This is a genomic window from Synechococcus sp. W70.1 (assembly GCF_047461515.1).
Taxonomy (GTDB): Bacteria; Cyanobacteriota; Cyanobacteriia; order Thermostichales; family Thermostichaceae; genus Thermostichus.
The window spans coordinates 58,293-76,508 of sequence record NZ_JANSHH010000013.1; the positions used below are offsets into that span (position 1 = coordinate 58,293).

At 60.6% G+C, this 18,216-nt stretch carries 17 protein-coding genes and 2 tRNA genes; 9 read left to right on the plus strand and 10 right to left on the minus strand.

The window, feature by feature from the left end:
- Nucleotides 1–100 precede the first annotated feature (100 nt).
- Nucleotides 101–217: a photosystem II reaction center protein I gene (locus tag NW808_RS02380; RefSeq protein ID WP_414362630.1), complete on the plus strand. Its 117-nt coding sequence runs from the start codon at nucleotides 101–103 to the stop codon at nucleotides 215–217.
- 72 nt (nucleotides 218–289) lie between these two features.
- Here NW808_RS02380 and NW808_RS02385 read toward each other — a convergent pair whose 3' ends face one another.
- On the minus strand, nucleotides 290–730 hold the full coding sequence (locus tag NW808_RS02385) for a hypothetical protein (protein WP_414420152.1): 441 nt from the start codon (nucleotides 728–730) through the stop codon (nucleotides 290–292).
- 113 nt (nucleotides 731–843) lie between these two features.
- Nucleotides 844–1,437, minus strand: a complete 594-nt coding sequence (locus NW808_RS02390; RefSeq protein ID WP_414420153.1) for a biotin transporter BioY — start codon at nucleotides 1,435–1,437, stop codon at nucleotides 844–846.
- Between the two features lie 13 nt (nucleotides 1,438–1,450).
- On the opposite strand from NW808_RS02390, the gene hisN reads away from it, so the two are divergent.
- Nucleotides 1,451–2,302, plus strand: coding sequence for a histidinol-phosphatase (hisN, locus tag NW808_RS02395; RefSeq protein ID WP_414420154.1), 852 nt, complete (start codon nucleotides 1,451–1,453; stop codon nucleotides 2,300–2,302).
- A gap of 69 nt (nucleotides 2,303–2,371) precedes the next feature.
- Here the strand turns inward: hisN and NW808_RS02400 are convergent.
- The 4 genes from NW808_RS02400 to NW808_RS02415 all read right to left on the minus strand — a co-directional run bounded on the left by NW808_RS02400 (nucleotide 2,372) and on the right by NW808_RS02415 (nucleotide 3,947).
- Nucleotides 2,372–2,442 (minus strand) — tRNA-Gly (locus tag NW808_RS02400).
- A gap of 83 nt (nucleotides 2,443–2,525) precedes the next feature.
- Nucleotides 2,526–2,969, minus strand: coding sequence for a 2TM domain-containing protein (locus NW808_RS02405; RefSeq protein WP_414420155.1), 444 nt, complete (start codon nucleotides 2,967–2,969; stop codon nucleotides 2,526–2,528).
- 76 nt (nucleotides 2,970–3,045) lie between these two features.
- Entirely contained in the window at nucleotides 3,046–3,609 is a 564-nt protein-coding gene (locus NW808_RS02410) for an SRPBCC family protein (RefSeq protein WP_414420156.1), read from the minus strand.
- A gap of 92 nt (nucleotides 3,610–3,701) precedes the next feature.
- Entirely contained in the window at nucleotides 3,702–3,947 is a 246-nt protein-coding gene (locus NW808_RS02415) for a hypothetical protein (protein WP_414392946.1), read from the minus strand.
- A 165-nt stretch (nucleotides 3,948–4,112) separates the two neighbouring features.
- Here NW808_RS02415 and lpxA point away from each other — a divergent pair, with 165 nt between their 5' ends.
- Nucleotides 4,113–5,057, plus strand: coding sequence for an acyl-ACP--UDP-N-acetylglucosamine O-acyltransferase (gene lpxA, locus NW808_RS02420; protein WP_414420157.1), 945 nt, complete (start codon nucleotides 4,113–4,115; stop codon nucleotides 5,055–5,057).
- Nucleotides 5,054–6,262, plus strand: a complete 1,209-nt coding sequence (lpxB, locus tag NW808_RS02425; RefSeq protein ID WP_414420158.1) for a lipid-A-disaccharide synthase — start codon at nucleotides 5,054–5,056, stop codon at nucleotides 6,260–6,262. The genes lpxA and lpxB overlap by 4 nt, the downstream gene beginning before the upstream one ends.
- On the opposite strand, the gene NW808_RS02430 is transcribed toward lpxB, so the two are convergent.
- Nucleotides 6,259–7,305, minus strand: a complete 1,047-nt coding sequence (locus NW808_RS02430) for a DUF1611 domain-containing protein (RefSeq protein ID WP_414410709.1) — start codon at nucleotides 7,303–7,305, stop codon at nucleotides 6,259–6,261. The two genes, lpxB and NW808_RS02430, sit on opposite strands and share 4 nt — an antisense overlap.
- Before the next feature lie 4 nt (nucleotides 7,306–7,309).
- Nucleotides 7,310–8,362: a dipeptide epimerase gene (locus NW808_RS02435; RefSeq protein ID WP_414420159.1), complete on the minus strand. Its 1,053-nt coding sequence runs from the start codon at nucleotides 8,360–8,362 to the stop codon at nucleotides 7,310–7,312.
- 148 nt (nucleotides 8,363–8,510) lie between these two features.
- Between NW808_RS02435 and NW808_RS02440 the strand changes: the two genes are divergently transcribed.
- From NW808_RS02440 to NW808_RS02455, 4 genes are all read left to right on the plus strand, one after another.
- Nucleotides 8,511–10,571 (plus strand): GspE/PulE family protein, encoded by a 2,061-nt coding sequence (locus NW808_RS02440; RefSeq protein ID WP_414420160.1) that lies wholly within the window; start codon nucleotides 8,511–8,513, stop codon nucleotides 10,569–10,571.
- Between the two features lie 59 nt (nucleotides 10,572–10,630).
- Nucleotides 10,631–11,773, plus strand: a complete 1,143-nt coding sequence (locus NW808_RS02445) for a type IV pilus twitching motility protein PilT (protein WP_414420161.1) — start codon at nucleotides 10,631–10,633, stop codon at nucleotides 11,771–11,773.
- A gap of 157 nt (nucleotides 11,774–11,930) precedes the next feature.
- Complete coding sequence (locus NW808_RS02450) at nucleotides 11,931–13,157, plus strand: type II secretion system F family protein (RefSeq protein WP_414420162.1); 1,227 nt, start codon at nucleotides 11,931–11,933, stop codon at nucleotides 13,155–13,157.
- 66 nt (nucleotides 13,158–13,223) lie between these two features.
- Nucleotides 13,224–14,855: an alpha-D-glucose phosphate-specific phosphoglucomutase gene (locus NW808_RS02455; protein ID WP_414420163.1), complete on the plus strand. Its 1,632-nt coding sequence runs from the start codon at nucleotides 13,224–13,226 to the stop codon at nucleotides 14,853–14,855.
- Between the two features lie 69 nt (nucleotides 14,856–14,924).
- On the opposite strand, the gene NW808_RS02460 is transcribed toward NW808_RS02455, so the two are convergent.
- Nucleotides 14,925–15,386, minus strand: a complete 462-nt coding sequence (locus NW808_RS02460) for an HHL1-like protein (protein ID WP_414411875.1) — start codon at nucleotides 15,384–15,386, stop codon at nucleotides 14,925–14,927.
- A 108-nt stretch (nucleotides 15,387–15,494) separates the two neighbouring features.
- Here NW808_RS02460 and NW808_RS02465 point away from each other — a divergent pair.
- Nucleotides 15,495–15,568, plus strand: a tRNA-Pro gene (locus NW808_RS02465).
- A gap of 11 nt (nucleotides 15,569–15,579) precedes the next feature.
- On the opposite strand, the gene NW808_RS02470 is transcribed toward NW808_RS02465, so the two are convergent.
- Nucleotides 15,580–18,135 (minus strand): DUF3536 domain-containing protein, encoded by a 2,556-nt coding sequence (locus NW808_RS02470; protein ID WP_414420164.1) that lies wholly within the window; start codon nucleotides 18,133–18,135, stop codon nucleotides 15,580–15,582.
- Nucleotides 18,136–18,216: the final 81 nt, after the last annotated feature.

An 18,216-nucleotide genomic window follows, 5' to 3' on the forward strand; every position in this document is an offset into this window, starting at 1 on the left:
CTCAAGTTGACGGGATCCCGTCGCTACGGCTTCTCCCTTGCCCTGACCATTGCCCTGTTGCTTGTCGGCTTTGTCTAGTTGGAAATGGGTTGTTGAAACTATGCTGTTACTGAAAATCTCGGTTTACGCAGTGGTGATCTTTTTTGTCGGGCTGTTTGTCTTTGGCTTCTTGAGCAACGATCCGGCCCGTAACCCCAACCGTCGGGATTTGGAGTGAGGGAACCTTGAGGGGGTGCCCAACGCATCCCCGCTGCGGTAGCTTTCAACCCAACACGGCGGCCTGGCTTGCCTACGGCAGCGCTGTGATGAGCAGGGTTTGGGATCCAGAGCGATTCTGCTGGTCAAAGGCGGTGATGCGGAACTGCCAAACGCCGGCAGGATCGCCAGGAGCAACCCGGAAGTCGGTGTTGAAGCTACAGAAAGCAGCACCTGGGCTACAGCCAACCTGCTGCGGGCTAAAGGCTTCTCTTTGCACGCGCGCGCCAAGCGGGTTAAAGGTTTCCAGTTCCACAAACTGGGTTGAGCGGGCACCGCCGGGCACACTGACCTGTATCGTAAAGGCGGGGGTGGAAGTGCCCACCCGCACAGAGGTAGGCGGATTGATGAAGGAAACAGTTGGGCTCTGGGGTGGGATGAGGATCGATCCCCCAAGCCTGCTACCACTGCTGCAGGCGGTCAACGCCGTAGCCAAAAGGCCCATGGCCGCAAGAGTCAGAGCAGCGCGCTGCATCTTTTCGTTTCCCTACAAAGCCTTTGCAGAAACCTGATGAAACCCCTTGCCCTGCAGCAAGCCCGCTTCTGGATCACCCTTTTTTCCCGTCCCAGCCATAGAGAGTCTTTGCGCTAAAGCAGCAGCAGGCGCCGCAGGATTAGGGCTATCACAGCAGCGAAGCTAACCACGATAAGCTGTCCTGGCAGGGTATAGCCGGAGTAGAGCCGAAGCAACTTCAGCAACTCTCCATTCCAGGGCTGGGTAGCCAAGAGATAGATGATCCCGGTCAGGTGAACCAGGGCCAGGGCCACCAAACCGGCGGCGGCCAAATCCTGCAGACGCACCGGCGCAGAGATGCTGGGCAGCAGGTGGGGATCCCTTTGTCGAAAGGCCATCGTCCCGCAGGCCCAGGCCGCAGGCAAAAACCCGAGCAAATAGCCAAAGGCGGGCTGGTACAGGTACTGCCACCCCCCTCCCTGGGCAAACACCTGCAGCCCTGCCAATCCCAAGCCTAGATAGACAAGCTGGGCGCACACTGCCGCCACCGGTCCCGCCAGACAGGCCGTTAGCAGCATGCCGCCGATTTGCAGGGAAAAGCTATATCCTCCCACCCCTGGCCACTGAGGCGGCAAGCTCACCTGGGTTAGGGTGCCCAAAATGGTCAAGATCACTCCAATTGCGGTCCAGAGCCATTCCAGAGGGGTTAACAGTCGGCCAGCACGCATAGCCGAGTTCCCTATGCTAGGAGAGAACACCGACGAGGTAGGCAAGAGAGTGGTTAAGCCAGAGTGGATTGCCTTGGCCCAGGCTCTAGCCGACGCAGCCGGAGCGGTGATCCGGCCTCTGTTTCGCGGGGAGCTGCAGGCCGAGTACAAAGAGGCTAGATCCCCTATCGTAACGATAGCCGACCGGGAAGCAGAACGGGCAATGCGGGCGTTGCTGGCCGCCCACGTGCCGGAGCACAACGTCCTTGGCGAGGAGTTTGGCTTCCACCAGACCGGATCCCCTTATACCTGGGTTTTGGATCCCTTGGATGGCACCATCGCCTTTTCCACTGGCAAGCCCACCTTCGCCACCTTGATCGCCCTTTTAGAAGAAGATCGTCCCATCTTGGGCATCATCGATCAGCCGGTGTTGCGCGAGCGCTGGGTGGGGGTGCAGGGACAACCAACCCGCTGGATAACCCCTTCCACCCAACAGCTTAGTCGCAGCAAAGCCACCACCGACCTCAGCCGCGCCTCTTTGAGCTGTACCACTCCTGATTTGTTTGCTCAGCCAGACCAGCAGCAGCGCTTTCAGCAGCTCAGCCGTTTGGTTCACATCACCTCCTACGGCGGCGACGGCTACCAGTACGGCCTCTTGGCCAGCGGCTACATCGATCTGGTGATGGAGTGCGGCCTCGCCCTCTACGACTTTGCTGCTCTTGTGCCCGTTATCGAGGGATCCGGCGGCGTGATTACCGATTGGTCGGGGGATCCCTTAACCCGCACTTCTAGAGGAGAAGTGTTGGCGGCAGCCAACCCGACGCTCCATCGACAGGCCTTGGCTGCTATTCAAGAGAGAGGCGAACCTCACCCCTCCCTTGGCTAAGCCCTCAGTCCGGCCTCCCCAACCTAGGGGCTGGGTTGCAGCCTGGATCTCTAAAAGATCTTGAGTACAAGCGGGCGAACGGAATCGAACCGTCAACAGCAGTTTGGAAGACTGCGGTTTTACCATTAAACTACGCCCGCACAGGTGTTTGCTTCTGCCCAGTAATAATAGCACCTGGCGAGGGTACCCCCTCAAGAGGCTTCCCTTCAAAACAAGGGGTGTCTCATCGACGCTGGAGCTGCTTTTGGCGTTTTTTCTGCCACTGCCGAAACTCTTTTTCGTAGCGTTCCCCTTCCGTCTGGTAGGTACTCCAGCCCTTGAGGGCGACGGCCAGGCCCCAGCTCATCAGTATAAACAGCGACCAAGACAGCCCTCCGCCGGAGAGCCAATCCAAGCCTACTAGGAAGCTGTTGACAATGGCATACCGCCCCAGCAATTGGTAAAACTGCCGCTGGCGGTAGCGTTGAAACTCACGCCGTTGGTTGGTTAGTTGCTGCCAGGCTCTCCATTCCCGCTCGGCCTCCTCCAGCTCTTGGGGAGAGATCCCCAGTTCGGCAGCCATCTCCTCCAGTTGCGAGCGGGTAAACTCACCAAGGCGCGGCTGGCGAGCGATGGCCCGCTGCAGGATTTGCTGCACGTCCTCTTGGCTGTAGCGGGATCTGGACATTTGACGATAGGAAACCTGACGACTCTTAGTTTAGGGCAGGCAGACTTGGCAGCTCCCCAATCCCAGCCAAGGGTAGCTAGGGAGAGGATCCCCCTAGACTTAGGCAGCGCTCCCGAATGGCCTGCAGGTTGAGGGCGAGATCGCGGCGGATGCGCCGTTCTACTAGGCCAACCGGCATGCGGCGCGGCGGTTGCACCTGCAGGTGGTAGGTGAGCAGGGTCTGCTGGTCTAGCCAGTCGGCTAGCTCCCAAAACCCCTCGAAGATGAGGAAATCCCCTTCTACTTCTTGAAAGCGCAGTTGGTGGGGAAACACTTCCTCGATAGCCAGCACCACCGCTGCAGAAAACCGGGCAAACAGAACTTGCTGGGATCCCACTTGACGCACCAGTTTGCGGCCATTCTGGCTGCCGAGGAGGCGACTTTCCACCAAGTTAGGAATAAACTCCGCCAGATGGTCGTAATCGGTTAAAACCTGCCAGACCTGCCGGCGCTCTACTGGGATCAAGATGCGGCCCTGCACTTGGCGGCGGCGCTCCCCCAAGTCTTCTACCTCTACCTCAATGTCTGAGAACTCCCTCCCGCTAAAGAGAGCAGGAGCTTCTAGGTGATCCTGGGGATCCCGGTCAAAACTGGAAGGCATGGCAAGAAAAGGGTTGAAAACTAAGGCAGGGGCTGCTAGCCCCTCAACAGGCTGAGTTCCCCTGCTGGAGCATTGTATAGGGGATAACGATCCTAAGAAAGAAGAGCCCGGAACCAACTCAGGATTACCTGCCAAACTTGGTCGAGGAGGGCAAAGGGATCTCGCAGCTCCTGGAGCACCTGCTGCGGGCCGATTCTAAAGACCACGTACAAAACGGCTAGGAGGATCACGATCCCCACCGCTGTCCAGATGGCCTCTCGAACTACCCGCACCCAGAAGACCAGCATAAAAATGGCGATGGCTACAGCGGCAACCAGCGGCAGTGTCTCCAGTACCATCGTGCTTTCCCCCCTAGCTTAGTTTTGGCCTCTGAGGATCAGCCGAGCCGTCCTTGTTTTCCCAATCAAGAGTACAATCGAGCCATGCAGCGCCTGCAAGCAGCCTGAGTGAGCTGGGGAGAAGAAAGAGTTGGGAGCGTTGCTCCAGTTGCTGGCTAGTTGGAGATGAGTGTGTTGGCTTCAGCAGGATCCCCTCCCGACTTCGCAAGTGTGCCGCACTGCTCACGGCAGCGGATTCACCCCACTGCGGTGATCCATCCCAAGGCTGAGTTGCACGAGACGGTGCAGGTGGGCCCCTATGCTGTTATTGGCGAACATGTGCGCATTGGTGCCAACACCGTGGTGGGGGCCCATGTGGTGATCGACGGCTGGACGGAGATTGGTGAGGACAACCAGATTTTTCCAGGAGCGGTGCTGGGCACAGAGCCGCAGGACCTAAAGTACAACGGCGCACCCTCGCAGCTGGTCATTGGCAGGGGCAATCGCATTCGGGAGTTTGTCACCATTAACCGAGCCACCAACGAGGGGGAGGCGACGATAATTGGCGACTACAACCTGTTGATGGCCTATGTCCATGTCGCCCACAACTGCGTTATCGAAAATCAAGTGGTGATCACCAACGCGGTTTCCCTGGCTGGCCACATTCACATCGAGTCCCAGGCGCGCATCGGCGGCATGGTCGGGATCCACCAGTTTACCCGGGTAGGGCGCCTGGCCATGGTGGGGGCGATGAGTCGGGTGGATCGCGATGTTCCACCCTACCTGTTGGTGGAGGGGCATCCAGCCCGCATTCGTGGCCTCAACTTGGTGGGGCTGCGGCGGGCCAAGGGGATGGAGGGATCCCTGCCGGCCTTGCGCCAAGCCTACCGGCTGCTCTACCGCTCCGGATTGCCCTTGGAAAAGGCGCTGCGAACGCTGCGGGAGAGCCTGCGAACCGAGAACGGGCAGAGCATCCTCTCCCTAGAGGGGAAAGAGCTGGTGGACGAGACGGGATCCCTGCTACACCTGCTGCAATTTTTGGAAGATTCCCTTTCCCAGCCGCAACGGCGTGGTCCTCTGCCTGCCTTGCGTCGCAGCAAAGATGATGCTGAGGACGGGGACGACCTGTGAGCCATCTGTTTGTCTGCACCGGCGAAGTCTCCGGGGATCTGCAGGCTGGCCATCTCATCCGCGAGCTGCTGCGCCAGCGTCCGCACCTGCGCATCACGGCAGTTGGGGGAGAGGAGATGGTTGCTGCTGGAGCCCGGCTGCTGCACCGCACAACTGAAATTGGCTCCATCGGTATTCTGGAGGCCCTTCCCTTCGTCCTCCCTGCGCTGTGGGCGGAGTGGAAGATCCGCCGCTTCCTAGAGCAAGATCCACCAGATCTAGCCATCCTGGTAGACTACATCGGCGTCAACAGCCGCGTGGCTTCCCTGTTGCAGCGGCGGCGCATCCCTGCCGTCTACTACATTGCCCCCCAGGAATGGGTGTGGTCGCCCAGCAGCCGCCTCACCTACCACCTAGCCCAGCAAATGCGGCTGATGGTGGCCATTTTCCCCGAGGAGGCCCGCTACTACGCCGCAGCAGGCGCCCAGGTTTGCTATGTCGGCCACCCCCTGCTGGATATTTTGGCTACGGTACCGGGTCGCGCGCAGGCCAGGGCGGAGTTGGGGATCCCGGAGGAGGCAACGGTGGTGGCGCTGCTGCCCGCCTCCCGCCGTCAGGAGTTGCGCTCAGTTTTGCCTGTCCTGCTTCAGGCAGCGCGGCTGCTGCGGGCTCGTCTGCCCCAGGTGCAGTTTTGGGTGCCGCTGGCCTCGCCCCATTTTGCTGCCCCAATTGCCCGAGCCGCCCGCCGCTATGGGCTGGACGATCTCACCCTTTTCTTGCCTCGCCCTTCCCCTCCAAAGGCCCATCACCTGCTTTTGGCGGCTGCTGACCTGGTGTTGGCCAAGTCGGGCACCGTCAACCTGGAGGCAGCCATCTTGGGGATCCCGCAAGTGGTGATCTACCGCCTCAACCCGCTCACCTTTTGGCTAGCCCGCCATTGGCTAAAGGTGTCGGTGCCCTTTATGGCTCCCCCCAATTTGGTGCTTATGCGTCCCATTGTGCCGGAGCTGCTCCAGGAGGAGGCCCAGCCGGAACGGATTGCCCAACTGGCGCTGGAGCTGCTGACCCGGCCCGAGCGCCGCGCCCAACTGCAGGCTGACTACGCCGCCATGCGGGCAGCTCTGGGGGAGCCAGGAGTTCTGGCCCGCGCTGCCAAGGCTATTTTGGAAGTGCTCGACAGCGAGACCAGCTCCAAGGAAGCTCAGGCTCCGAGCGCTCTAGGCTAGCCTGCTGAGAGAATGGCGTCCAACAAAGGATCGGCCCCAAAGCGCACCACATCGGTACAGGGCCGGCCCGTCTCTGCTTCCACCTGGCGGATCTGGGCCAGGGCCGCTTCCTCTTCCCAACCGAAGGTATTGAGGGCTACCCCCACCACCGGTGCAGGAGCAAAGGCGCCAGCGGCCGCAGCCACTTGTTCGTAAAGCTCGATCACCTTAGGCAAGGGAGGAATGGGCACCTCGTCCATCCCCTTGATGTGGGTCTGCCCAGCTCGGTGCACCAGGATGAGATGGGTAGGCTGGGATCCCCTTAGCAGAGGCAGGGTGGCGGTGGAAGCGGGGTTGAGCAGGGATCCCTGACCCTCAATGTGCAGAATGTCGTGGTCGAAGCCATAGCGCAACACCAATTGCTCCACAGCGCCGCTGGCGTAGTCCACCCGCACTGCATCCAGAGGCACCCCCTCGCCACTAATGAGGATCCCCGTCTGGCCGGTGGCCAAGAAACGAGAACGCAGGCCGCGTTTCAGGCTGGCCCGGTGCAGTTCCAGGCTGGTGGACATTTTGCCGACAGCCATGTCGGTGCCCACCGTCAGTACCCGCCGACAGGGGAGAGAGCGAGCTAGGCCCCTCCCTACTCCTAGACCAGGGGGTTCGCGGCGAATGTCCCAGATCCAAGCTCCCGGCTGCAGCCACTGCCGCAACTGGGCATCTTCCGCTAGGGGGGTGTGCAGCCCGTTTGCTAAAGACAAGCCGGCTTGCAGGGCTTGGCACAGCTCCTCCCGCCACTCCGGGGGCAGCTGGCCGCCGGAAGGAGCGATCCCAATCACCAACACCTCGGGGCCGTAAACCAGCGCCTCTTGCACCGAGGCTACGATGGGAATGTCTTTGGCAATGCCCGTGAGTTGGGCCAGGGATCTCCCCGCCTGCTCCCGATCGATGACGGCCACCACTGGAAAAGGCCCATAGCGCAATAGCCCCAGCCCTGTTTTGCCGTACTCTCCTGCTAGGCCGCCGTGGAGCAGGATGGCCACCCGAGTTTGACTGGAGAGCATGGTCCTACTCCCGCAACTCCACCCCCAGACCTGGTCGGTCGGTGGGGATGAGACAGCCCTCCTGCACCGAAGCCCCGGAGAAGGGATCGTCGACGAGATTGAGGTGGCTGTCTAAGTCCACGTAGTCCGCTAGCGGCGCCAAGTGGGCCGCTGCCGTGTTGCCCAAAGCGGTGTTGCTGTAGCAGCCCAGCATTACCTGTAGCCCATGGGCTCTGGCTGTGTGGATCATGCGCCAGGCTTCGCTAAGGCCGCCGCACTTCATGAGCTTGATGTTGATGCCATGAACCCGATCCGCTAGGGCAGGAATGTCGCGGCTGTCAAAACAACTCTCATCCACAAAGATGGGCAGCTTCGACTCATGCCACAGGGTAATCAGCTTCGCCTCCTGGCCCCTCTCCAGGGGCTGCTCCAGGTAGCTCACCCCCTGCCCCGCCAGCCAATTGCTCATGCTCAGGCTTTGCTCCAGTGTCCAAGCCCCATTGGCATCCACCGTAATCAGGGATCCCAGCGGGATCACCTCCTGCACGGCAATGAGCTGGTTTTGATCGGCCATTAGGCCCAGTTCGCTGCCCAGCTTGATCTTAAAGGCCCGCGCCTGTTGGATCTGTTCCATCCAAGCCAGAGCCCGCTGGCGCGCCTCCTGAGGGGTGGAGAGGCCGATGGTTAGGGTCGTAGGCGGAATGCGGGAGCGATCTAGGCCCCACAGCTGCCAGAGGGGCCTCCCCAATCGCTTGCCCATCCAGTCGTGCAGGGCTATGTCCACTGCCGCCCGCACTGCCGAGGGGATCCCGGCCTGCAGCAGTTCCGCCTCGACGGCCTGCCGCTCCCAGGGGGAATAGCGGCGTAGGATCCCTTTAGCCACCTCCAAACCCGCCAAGATGTCCTCCAAAGACTGGTGGCAGTCCTCGCTCACCGAGAAGGGGCAAGCCTCTCCCCAGCCCTCGATCCCCTCCTCTTCAACGCGCACCCAGGCCAAAGTGGCCTCTGTATAGGTGCCGCGGCTAAGGGTGAGGGCATAGCGCTTGTGAACAGTGAAGGGCTCAACGTAAAGCCGCATGAGCAGTCTAAAGGTGGGTCGACTTTCTCCCTTCTAGATTTCCATCAGGTTGCAGAGTCGGGCCAGTGAGGTCTCCTGCCCCTACCGTTGACCTTGGGGGTCAACTACAGTCAATATGGACACATCGTGCGTGCCCCAGCTACTGCCTATGAGCGATCTTCCTCCCCCCTTGACCTCCCGTCGCAGCAGCGTGAGCAAAGCCTTAGCGATTGCCAATGCCAGCATCACCCCCTTTGGACGCAAGCTAAAAGAGCTGGGCTTTGCCGACGATAAGCAAATCCAAGACATTCAAAATGCCCTCAAAGCGGATCGAGAGGGCGGCAGCAAAGTTTTGGCCCTGGCGGTCAAGAACATTGTAGGCAAGGAGCTCACACCTGACCTGGAGCGGGCCTACAAGCGACAGCAGCTTTTTGAGCTCAAAGTTATCTACGGGATCCCCTCTCTCGACACCGACCTGGAGCCGGTGGATCTCGCGGAGATGAGCGAGCTCATTGAGTCGCTCTTGCCCCTTGATATCTGCAACCGCTATAAGTTCTTGCCCATTCGCTGCCAAGACAGCCAGGTCGTGGTGGCAATGGTCAAGCCGGACAACCTGCAGGCGCTAGACGACATTCAGCGGCGCTTCCGCATCCAAGGGCTAAAGCTGCAGCGGCGGGTCTTCACCCAGCAGGACTTCGAGACCCTGATCAACCGCTACATGGATGCACAGGCGGAACTGCTGGCCACTAAGGGTATCAACGACGTGGTTGCCCCTGCCCAAGAAGAAGAGGTGGTAGTCAACCCGGCTGAGCTTGATCTGGACAGCATCGAGGGTACTGCCGTCGACGAGGAGGTTGGCGAGGGATCCCTGGAGGAGCAGGTCAAATCGGCAGACGATGCCCCGATCATCAAATTGGCCAACCAAATCCTGATCAAGGCCCTGCAGGAACGGGCATCTGACATCCACATCGAGCCGCAGGAAGAAAACCTGCGCATTCGCTTCCGCAAGGACGGGGTGCTGCGGCAGGCTTTTGAGAACTTCCCCAAAAAGATCATTCCTGCTCTTACCGCTCGATTCAAGATCATGGCCAACCTGAACATTGCCGAGCGGCGCCTGCCTCAGGACGGGCGCATTCGGCGGATGTTCAAAGGGCGCAAGGTGGACTTCCGCGTTAGCACCCTGCCCTCGCGCTATGGGGAAAAGATTGTCCTGCGCATCCTGGATAACTCCGCCACTCAACTGGGCTTGGATAAGCTGATCACCGACCCAGAGACCCTTGCCAGCTTCAAGGAGGTTGTGAGGAGACCCTTTGGTCTAATCCTGGTAACCGGGCCCACTGGATCCGGGAAAACCACCACCCTCTACTCGGCCCTGGCGGAGCTAAATGATCCAGGCATCAACATCAGCACCGCCGAGGATCCCATCGAGTACACCCTGCCGGGGATCACCCAGGTGCAGGTTCTCCGGGAGAAGGGCATGGACTTTGCTATGATCCTGCGCGCTTTTCTGCGGCAGGACCCGGATGTCATCCTGGTGGGAGAAACCCGCGACCACGAGACGGCCAAAACCGCCATCGAAGCCTCCCTCACCGGTCACCTGGTGTTGACTACCCTGCACACCAACGATGCCCCCAGTGCCATCGCCCGCCTGACGGAGATGGGGATCGAGCCGTTTATGATCTCCAGTTCCCTACTGGGGGTGTTGGCCCAGCGCCTGCTGCGGCGGGTATGTCCTGAGTGTCGGATCCCGTACCACCCTACCCCTGAGGAGCTGGCCCGCTATGGCCTTAGCCTCAGCGGCGACAACGAACAGCTGACCTTCTACAAAGCCAACAAGCTCTCCCCCAAAGAGGTAGAACAGCGCAAGGCCACCGGCAAGCCCATCTGTGAGAACTGCGGGGGCGTGGGCTACAAAGGCCGGGTGGGGGTGTACGAGTTCATGCGCATGAACGACCGCTTGGCTGAGTTGATCAACAAGGGGGCTCCCACCGAGGTGCTTAGGGAGGCGGCAGTTGAAAGCGGCATGAAGACCCTGTTGGCCTATAGCCTGATGCTGGTGAAGCAGGGGCTAACCACGCTAGAGGAGGTGGATCGAGTTGTCCTCACCGACAAAGGCTTGGAAACCGAGCTGAAGGCTCGCGCCAAGGCCCTCAGCACCTGCCGCAACTGCGGTGCTGCCCTGCGGGTGGAGTGGATGGATTGTCCGTACTGCTTGACGCCGAAGTTTTAGTTTGACTCTTGTTAGCTTCAACAGAGCAACTCACGCCATTGATTGGAGAGGGAAGTCCTATGAAGCAACTGATGATCGAAGACCTGATGGAAGAAATTATCCGGAGGGGCGGTTCCGATATCCACATCTCAGCCGGCTTGCCTCCCTACTTCCGCATCAATGGCGAACTCCAGCCAACAGAGTACGATCCCCTCACGCCTGAGGAGGTGCAGCGGCTCATTTTCAGCATGTTGAACAACACCCAGCGAAAACAATTGGAGCAGAACTGGGAGTTGGACTGCTCTTACGGCGTGCGCGGGATCGGGCGCTTCCGGGTCAACGTCTATCGCGAACGGGGCAGCTATGCCTGTGCTATGCGAGCTCTGGCCTCGGAAATCCCCAGCATCGACAAGCTGGGCTTGCCCGACATCTGCAAGGAAGTTGCGCGACTGCCGCGGGGCCTGGTGCTGGTAACCGGGCCAACGGGATCCGGCAAATCCACCACTTTGGCCGCTATCATTGACTTCATCAACCGCGAGCGAGCTGAGCACATCCTCACCATTGAGGATCCCATTGAGTATATCTACACCCCCATCCGCAGCATCATCCACCAGCGGCAGTTGGGCGAAGACACCAAGAGCTTTGCCAATGCCCTGCGGGCGGCGATGCGGGAAGATCCGGATGTGATTTTGATTGGGGAGATGCGGGATCTGGAGACCATCCAGTTGGCCATCACCGCCGCCGAAACCGGACACCTCTGCTTTGCCACGGTGCACACCAGCTCGGCTGCCCAGACGGTGGATCGCCTAGTAGACGTGTTCCCGCCAGAGCAACAGCAGCAGATTCGCGTGCAGCTTTCCAACTCCCTCAAGGCCGTCTTCTCGCAAACTTTGGCCCGCCGCCTAAACCCCAAGCCAGGGGAGCCAGGCCGGGTGCTGGTGCAGGAGATCATGGTGGTCACCCCAGCCATCGCCAACCTCATTCGGGAGGGCAAGACGGCCCAGATCTACTCGGCCATTCAAACGGGCGGCAAGCAGGGCATGAAAACCCTGGAGCAGGATCTGGCCAACCTCTACCTGCAGGGCAAGATTGACTTCGAGACGGCCATGTCCAAGACCTCTCGTCCTGAGGAGTTGCAGCGGCTTTTGGGCAACGTCGTCGGGCCTTCCCCAGCCGCGGCAGTTCAACAGCAGCGGCCAGCAGCGGCTGCTGTCCGTCGCTAGAGATCCCTGCCTGGAAGTTCCCCGCCAACCTCTGGCCGCCGGTCTCATCTGTAGCTAAGCTCTAGCTGGGGGAGAGGGGCGGTTTGGCTAAGGTTGCAAGACTGAGCCAAGGGATCCCACTCCGGAGTTTTAGAAAGCATCCAAGCAGGGGTAAGCCATGCCGCGCTACAAGGTTCGGGGGTTAAAGGCCGGTCAGCCGGTACGCCTGACGGTGGTGGCCAACAACTTGACCGAGGCTCGCGCACGGCTGCGCCGCGAGGGGATTTTCGCCAAACCGGAGGACATTCAGGAGGAGAAGCCCTTTTTCTCCCTGGATACGTCTTTCGGTTTCTCGATGCTGCAGTCCATCGACATCCGGGACAAGGCGGTGTTCTCCCGGCAATTTGCTGCTCTCATCAACGCCGGCGTGTCGATGGTTCGCTCTCTCACCATCATGGAGGAGCAGACTGGCAACCCCAAGCTCAAAAAATACCTGAGGGCCATCCGTGCAGAGGTGGAGGCAGGGAAAAACCTCTCCGACTCCATCCGCCCCTATCCAGATGCTTTCGACAGCCTCTACTGCAGCATGGTGCAGGCAGGGGAAGTGGGCGGCGTGCTCGATGAGGTGCTCAACCGCCTGGCCAAACTGCTGGAGGACATGGATCGCCTGCAGAAGCAGATCAAGTCAGCCATGACCTACCCAGTGGTGGTAACCATCTTGGCCATCTTGATCTTCTTGGGCATGGTGCTCTTCATCTTGCCCACTTTTGAGAGCATCTACAACGACTTGGGGGGGGAGCTGCCTGGCTTTACTCAGTTTTTCATCAACGTCAGCAAGTTCCTACGCACACCCCAGTACAGCTTGGGTCTGGTGGGCTTTCTGGTCATGGTCTTTTTTGCCTTTCGCCGCTTCTACCGCACCCCGGCTGGCAAGGAGACCATCGACGCGCTGGCCCTGAAACTGCCGCTCTTTGGAGATCTGGTCCAGAAATCGGCGGTGGCCCGATTCTGCCGCACCTTTGGCGCTCTCACCCGCTCTGGCGTGCCGGTGCTGACTGCCTTGGAAATTGTGCGGGACACCTCAGGCAACCAGGTGGTGGCCAACGCCATCGACGCCGCTCGCCAATCCATCTCGGAGGGGGGGCAGATCGCCCCTGCCCTAGCTAAGGCCAAGGTGTTTCCCCTGATGGCCATTCAGATGATCAGCGTCGGCGAGGAGACGGGGGAGCTGGATGCCATGCTGATGAAGACAGCCGACTTCTACGAGCTGGAAGTGGAGGAGGCAGTGCGCGCCCTGACCAGCTTGCTTGAGCCTTTGATGATTGTGTTCTTGGGTGGTATGGTGGGCTGCATCATTGTGGCCATGTACCTGCCCATGTTCAACATCTTCGAGCTAGTGAAGTAGCAGGTTCAGGTACCGCTCTGGCCAAGTTCTGCCTCGAGGAACGGGATAGTTTCGCCAGCCTAGGGTATGAGCGTCCGCACGGTCACCACTGCCCCCTTCCCTGACCAAAGACCTGGCACTTCCGGCCTGCGCAAGCCGGTACAGGTGTTCCAGCAGCCCCACTACCTGGAGAACTTTGTCCAATCCATCTTTGACGTCCTCGAGGGATCTGCCGGCCAAACCTTGGTGGTTGGGGGAGATGGCCGCTACTACAACCGAGAGGCTATCCAGATCCTGCTCAAGATGGCGGCAGCCAACGGCATTGGGCGGGTGTTGGTAGGTCAAGGGGGGATCCTCTCCACGCCAGCGGTTTCCTGCCTCATCCGCAAATACAGAGCTTACGGCGGTATCATCCTCTCAGCCAGCCACAACCCCGGCGGTCCGCAAGGAGACTTTGGCATCAAGTACAACATCGGCAACGGCGGCCCCGCCCCGGAGAAGGTGACCGAGGCCATCTACGCCCGCGCCCAGCGGATCCGCGAGTACCGCATCCTAGAGGCCCCAGACGTAGATCTGGATCGCCTGGGGGAGCAACGGCTGGGATCCCTGACGGTCTGCGTTATCGACCCTGTGGCCGACTATCTGGATCTAATGCAGCGTCTATTCGACTTTGATGCCATTCGCAACTACCTGGCTTCTGGGGTTCGCATCGCCTTCGACGCCATGCACGCCGTCACTGGCCCCTATGCCCACGCCATCCTGGAGAAAGTTCTAGGAGCGCCCCAGGGCAGTGTCCTCAACGGCCAGCCGCTGCCGGATTTTGGCGGCCTCCACCCGGATCCCAACCTGGTGCATGCCCGCGCCCTGGTGGAGCTGCTGTCTCGGGAGGATGGGCCCGATTTCGGCGCTGCCTCCGACGGGGATGGGGATCGCAACATGATCCTGGGCCGCCAGTTCTACGTAACTCCTAGCGATAGCCTGGCAGTGTTGGCTGCCAACGCCCACTGGGTGCCCGGCTACCGGGAGGGGCTGGCCGGGATTGCCCGCTCCATGCCCACCAGCCAGGCAGCAGACCGAGTGGCGGCCAAGCTGGGGATCCCTTGCTACGAAACCCCTACGGGCTGGAAATTTTTCGGCAACCTCCTGGATGCCGGCAAAGTCACCCTCTGCGGCGAGGAGAGCTTCGGCACCGGCTCCAACCACATCCGCGAAAAAGATGGCCTCTGGGCTGTTCTCTTTTGGCTCAACATCCTCGCCGTGCGGCGGCAGTCGGTGCGGCAGATTGTGGAAGAGCACTGGCGCACCTACGGACGCAACTTCTACTCCCGCCACGACTACGAGGGGCTGCCGGTGGAGGTGGCCGAGGAGCTGATGGAGCACTTGCGGCGCTCTGTGTCCGGCTGGGTGGGACAGCGCTTTGGCGCGCAGACGGTGGCCTATGCCGATGACTTCAGCTACACCGATCCCGTAGACGGCAGCACCAGCCGCCACCAAGGGATCCGCATCGGCTTTGAGGATGGCTCGCGCATCGTCTATCGCCTCTCTGGCACCGGCACCCACGGCGCCACCCTGCGGGTGTACTTGGAGCGGTTTGAGCCAGATCCCAGGCGGCAGGGTTTGGATCCCCAGGCGGCCCTGGCTGAGCTGATCCAGCTAGCGGATCACTTTGCCCAAATCCGCGCCCGCACTGGTCGGCAGCAGCCGGACGTCGTCACCTAGCTCTCCCCAAGGGCTGTGCTTCTTTTGCTCCCCCAGCCCTTCCTGCGACAGGGAGCACATTTGCCACACCTAGCCTTTCTTGGAGGTTTGGGTAGCTCTTTTGCCCAGGCCCAGCCACCTGCGCACCTTGTCCATCCAAAGCTGAAAGGGCGAAGGCTGGGGTCGGACTGCCACCTGAATAGGTTCGTCCTGAAACTCTTTGTCTTTGAGGCGAAAGCCAAATTCCAGCTCGTCTTTAACTTTGCCAAGACGGGGAAAGAGGCGGACGGCTGCTTTTTTAAGCTCTTCCTCGTTTTGGAAGATGGCCTGGTGGATGGCGCTGGAGCGACTGACCGCCAGGGATCCCACAGGCAGCCAAGGGTTGGGTTTGCCGGGCTCAGCCTGGCGGCGCCGGGCAAAAATGGCAAACTCCGGCATTCCTTTGGCTTTCAGCTCGTCGTAGCGTTTGGCTGCTTCCTTGCGCTTGGCGGCTTTGGTCTTTGCTGCCTGTTTTTCGGGCTGCGAGGGGCTAAAACCCTTGGGCTGAGGCATACCTCGCCTACGGAAAGGTGGGCTCTTGCAGCTTAGCGCAGATTGGCTCGGCGAGGATCGTGCTTGGCTAGTCAGCGTGCTAGAATTGTTGCGCTGTAAGTTGGATTACGGGATGTAGCGCAGCTTGGTAGCGCACTTCGTTCGGGACGAAGGGGCCGCAGGTTCGAATCCTGTCATCCCGATGGGAGCTGGGCTAGCCCTCGGTAGCGGCCGGGGGCGGTAGCTGCTGTAGCCAGGCACTGACATTAATGCGAAGCTGTTGTCCCAGCTGAAGCAAGCGGCGTAGGGTTTCGGCAGGGATCCGGCCAGGGGCACGCTCTAGGCTGCTGCGGAGTAGTTCTGAACGCCGGCGCTCCAATCCCAGTAGGTAGAGCTCTTGGAGGCGATCCAAGCGGATGGGCAGGCCCAGATCGGCAGCCAGTTGCAGCCACTCTTCCAAGTTGTGGAGCTGCTCGCTGAGGGTTTCCGAGTCGGCTGCCTGGGCCAGCTGCCACATCCCCCGCTGCAAGAGCCGATCCAAGACCCGGGCTGCCTCTTCCTGCCGCAACTGACACCCCAACTGCTCTGCCTCGCGGGCAATTGCTCGCAACTCCAGCAGGTGATCCCGCTTGCCCTCTTCTATTTCCATGGCCCGTAAGCTGCTCAATAGGCGCTGGTTGAGGGTAATCTGGGCGGCGGCCAACAGCTCTTCCGGGATCGGCAGGCCATCGGCCCGAAAAGCCATCAAAACCCCGTAATTCTCCAGGTAGGTTTGGCGATAGAGCTGGGCCAAGCGCTCCAACGTGTCCTGGGTAAGCCAGCGCAACATCTGCTGCCGGTCTTCCTCCGTTAGGGCGTTGAGGTCGAAGGTTTCCGGTCCCAGCAGCTCTTGCAGGGTTAGGACGAGCTGGATGCGGCTGCGGGAGCTAGACAGCAGACTGGCTTTCAACTGCTCGTAGCCGCGCTGCCCTGGAAACGGCTTGACGCCACATTGAAAGTCCCAGCCGCCCAGGTGGAGTAGAGCGTAGGTGAGGTCGTGCTCTTCAGAGGTGGTGGGAAAAGAGAGCTTCACCCTCCCCACCAGTAGCGTGGATCCTCCTATAGCTAGGCGCTCCTGATCCACCGGCTCCAGCACATACCCAGAGGAGCGAGGTACGCCGTTGACCAGGGAAAGCATGGCGTGCTGGGCCACGAGCCGCTGCGGGCTAACCCGGCGGGGGCGCACCAAAGCTTGGTAAACTCCTCGGCCGTCTTTGTAGAGTTCGAGGTTGCTGGGGGCCTTGCTTAGGCGAAGCAGAAACTCCTCCTCCAGATCTACCTTGGTGGCAGCCGCTGCCAACTCAATGGCCCGCGCCGCATAGCGCAGGATTTGCACCCCCTCAGGGCGAGCGAGTTCTTCAAAGAACCAGCCGCAACTGGTGAACATCAGTTGGCTGTAGCGCTGCATCTCCAACAGGCGCAGCACCTGCACCCGGTCTTCGGCAGTGAGGCGGTGGCTTTGGTGCTCCTGCAAAAATGCCTCCCTGCGCTCCCGATCCAAGATCACCTCGATGTAGCGATCCCGAGCCAGCCAGGGATCCCGCAGGTAGGCCTTAGCCTCCGTCTCGTAGATCTCGGCCAACTGATCCCGCAGCCAGTTGAGGGCCTCCCGCAGCGGTTGCCGCCAGCGTTGGTGCCAGCCAGGCACTGCCCCACAGCCACAGTCCCGTGACCACCGCCCCACCCCATGGGCACAGCTCCAGGCAGTAACTGGCTTTAGTTGCACCTCCCAGGTGGGAGGGTGGTGGCTGAGGAAATGGGCGTAGTTGCCCACTTGCCAGCCTCGGCGGGGAAACTCCTCGCAGAAGGCATAGGCCAGGGTACGCTCTGTTCCGCGTTTGTGGTGGCCAAAGGTCTCGCCATCCGTGGCACAGTTGATGAGTTGGACTTCTCGGTCGGGGCGAATGGCCAACTGGAGCCGCTCCGCCAGCGCCTGGGTGCTGTAGGCAATATCGCCAAAGCCAAGGTCGCGGGAGATGGGGCCGTCAAAGAAAAAAACATCTAGGTAGCCGCCTCGGTCGGGGGTAAAGCAGCGATAGGGCCGGCTGGGATCGATCTGGCCCTGGCTGACATCGATCCATTCCGTTTGCCCCAAAGGGCGAATGCGCTGCGCCTGGCTGGGGGCTAGGATGACAAAGCGGATCCCGCAGTCGACCAAGGCCTTAACCGTTGCTGCATCGATAGCGGTTTCCGCCAGCCACATGCCTTCGGGGAAGCGGCCAAAGCGATGCTGGAAATCGGCGATTCCCCAGCGGATCTGCGTGTACTTGTCCCGCTCATTGGCTAGGGGCAGGATGACGTGGTTGTAGACCTGGGCAATGGCATTGCCCTTTCCCTCCAGCCGCTCGGCGCTGAGACGGTCGGCGGCCAGGATGCGCTGGTAGACCTCAACGTCGTGCTCCTCCAGCCAGGCAAGGAGGGTGGGGCCGAAGTTAAAACTCATGAACTCATAGTTATTGACAATGCGCACCACCTGCCCTTGCTCATCAAGGATGCGGGCAAAGGCGTTGGGCCGATAGCACTCCGCCAGAATGCGCTCGTTCCAGTCGTGGAAGGGGTGGGCGCTGGGCTGGCGCTCAATGCGGTTCAGCCAGGGATCCTCGCGCGGTGGCTGGTAGAAATGGCCATGCAACACCACGTAGGGAGCTGGGGTCCGCGGGCCTGGAGACTCAACTTCTTGCCCAGACTGGGCCGCTGGCTGGGCGGGGTTTTTGGAGCCACTCGGCAGCATGAGACCGCACTCTTTGCTTGCCCTTGGAGCCTCTAGGCTCCTATCCCCACGTTACCGCGATCCCCAGCAGCGACTATGTAT

Excerpts from the sequence above, each read along its gene's own strand:
- NW808_RS02380 (WP_414362630.1), top strand. The coding sequence starts at position 101 with ATGCTGTTACTGAAAATCTCGGTTTACGCAGTGGTGATCTTTTTTGTC.
- NW808_RS02385 (WP_414420152.1), bottom strand. The coding sequence starts at position 730 with ATGCAGCGCGCTGCTCTGACTCTTGCGGCCATGGGCCTTTTGGCTACG.
- NW808_RS02390 (WP_414420153.1), bottom strand. The coding sequence starts at position 1,437 with ATGCGTGCTGGCCGACTGTTAACCCCTCTGGAATGGCTCTGGACCGCA.
- hisN (WP_414420154.1), top strand. The coding sequence starts at position 1,451 with ATGCTAGGAGAGAACACCGACGAGGTAGGCAAGAGAGTGGTTAAGCCA.
- NW808_RS02405 (WP_414420155.1), bottom strand. The coding sequence starts at position 2,969 with ATGTCCAGATCCCGCTACAGCCAAGAGGACGTGCAGCAAATCCTGCAG.
- NW808_RS02410 (WP_414420156.1), bottom strand. The coding sequence starts at position 3,609 with ATGCCTTCCAGTTTTGACCGGGATCCCCAGGATCACCTAGAAGCTCCT.
- NW808_RS02415 (WP_414392946.1), bottom strand. The coding sequence starts at position 3,947 with ATGGTACTGGAGACACTGCCGCTGGTTGCCGCTGTAGCCATCGCCATT.
- lpxA (WP_414420157.1), top strand. The coding sequence starts at position 4,113 with ATGAGTGTGTTGGCTTCAGCAGGATCCCCTCCCGACTTCGCAAGTGTG.
- NW808_RS02430 (WP_414410709.1), bottom strand. The coding sequence starts at position 7,305 with ATGCTCTCCAGTCAAACTCGGGTGGCCATCCTGCTCCACGGCGGCCTA.
- NW808_RS02435 (WP_414420159.1), bottom strand. The coding sequence starts at position 8,362 with ATGCGGCTTTACGTTGAGCCCTTCACTGTTCACAAGCGCTATGCCCTC.
- NW808_RS02440 (WP_414420160.1), top strand. The coding sequence starts at position 8,511 with ATGAGCGATCTTCCTCCCCCCTTGACCTCCCGTCGCAGCAGCGTGAGC.
- NW808_RS02445 (WP_414420161.1), top strand. The coding sequence starts at position 10,631 with ATGAAGCAACTGATGATCGAAGACCTGATGGAAGAAATTATCCGGAGG.
- NW808_RS02450 (WP_414420162.1), top strand. The coding sequence starts at position 11,931 with ATGCCGCGCTACAAGGTTCGGGGGTTAAAGGCCGGTCAGCCGGTACGC.
- NW808_RS02455 (WP_414420163.1), top strand. The coding sequence starts at position 13,224 with ATGAGCGTCCGCACGGTCACCACTGCCCCCTTCCCTGACCAAAGACCT.
- NW808_RS02460 (WP_414411875.1), bottom strand. The coding sequence starts at position 15,386 with ATGCCTCAGCCCAAGGGTTTTAGCCCCTCGCAGCCCGAAAAACAGGCA.
- NW808_RS02470 (WP_414420164.1), bottom strand. The coding sequence starts at position 18,135 with ATGCTGCCGAGTGGCTCCAAAAACCCCGCCCAGCCAGCGGCCCAGTCT.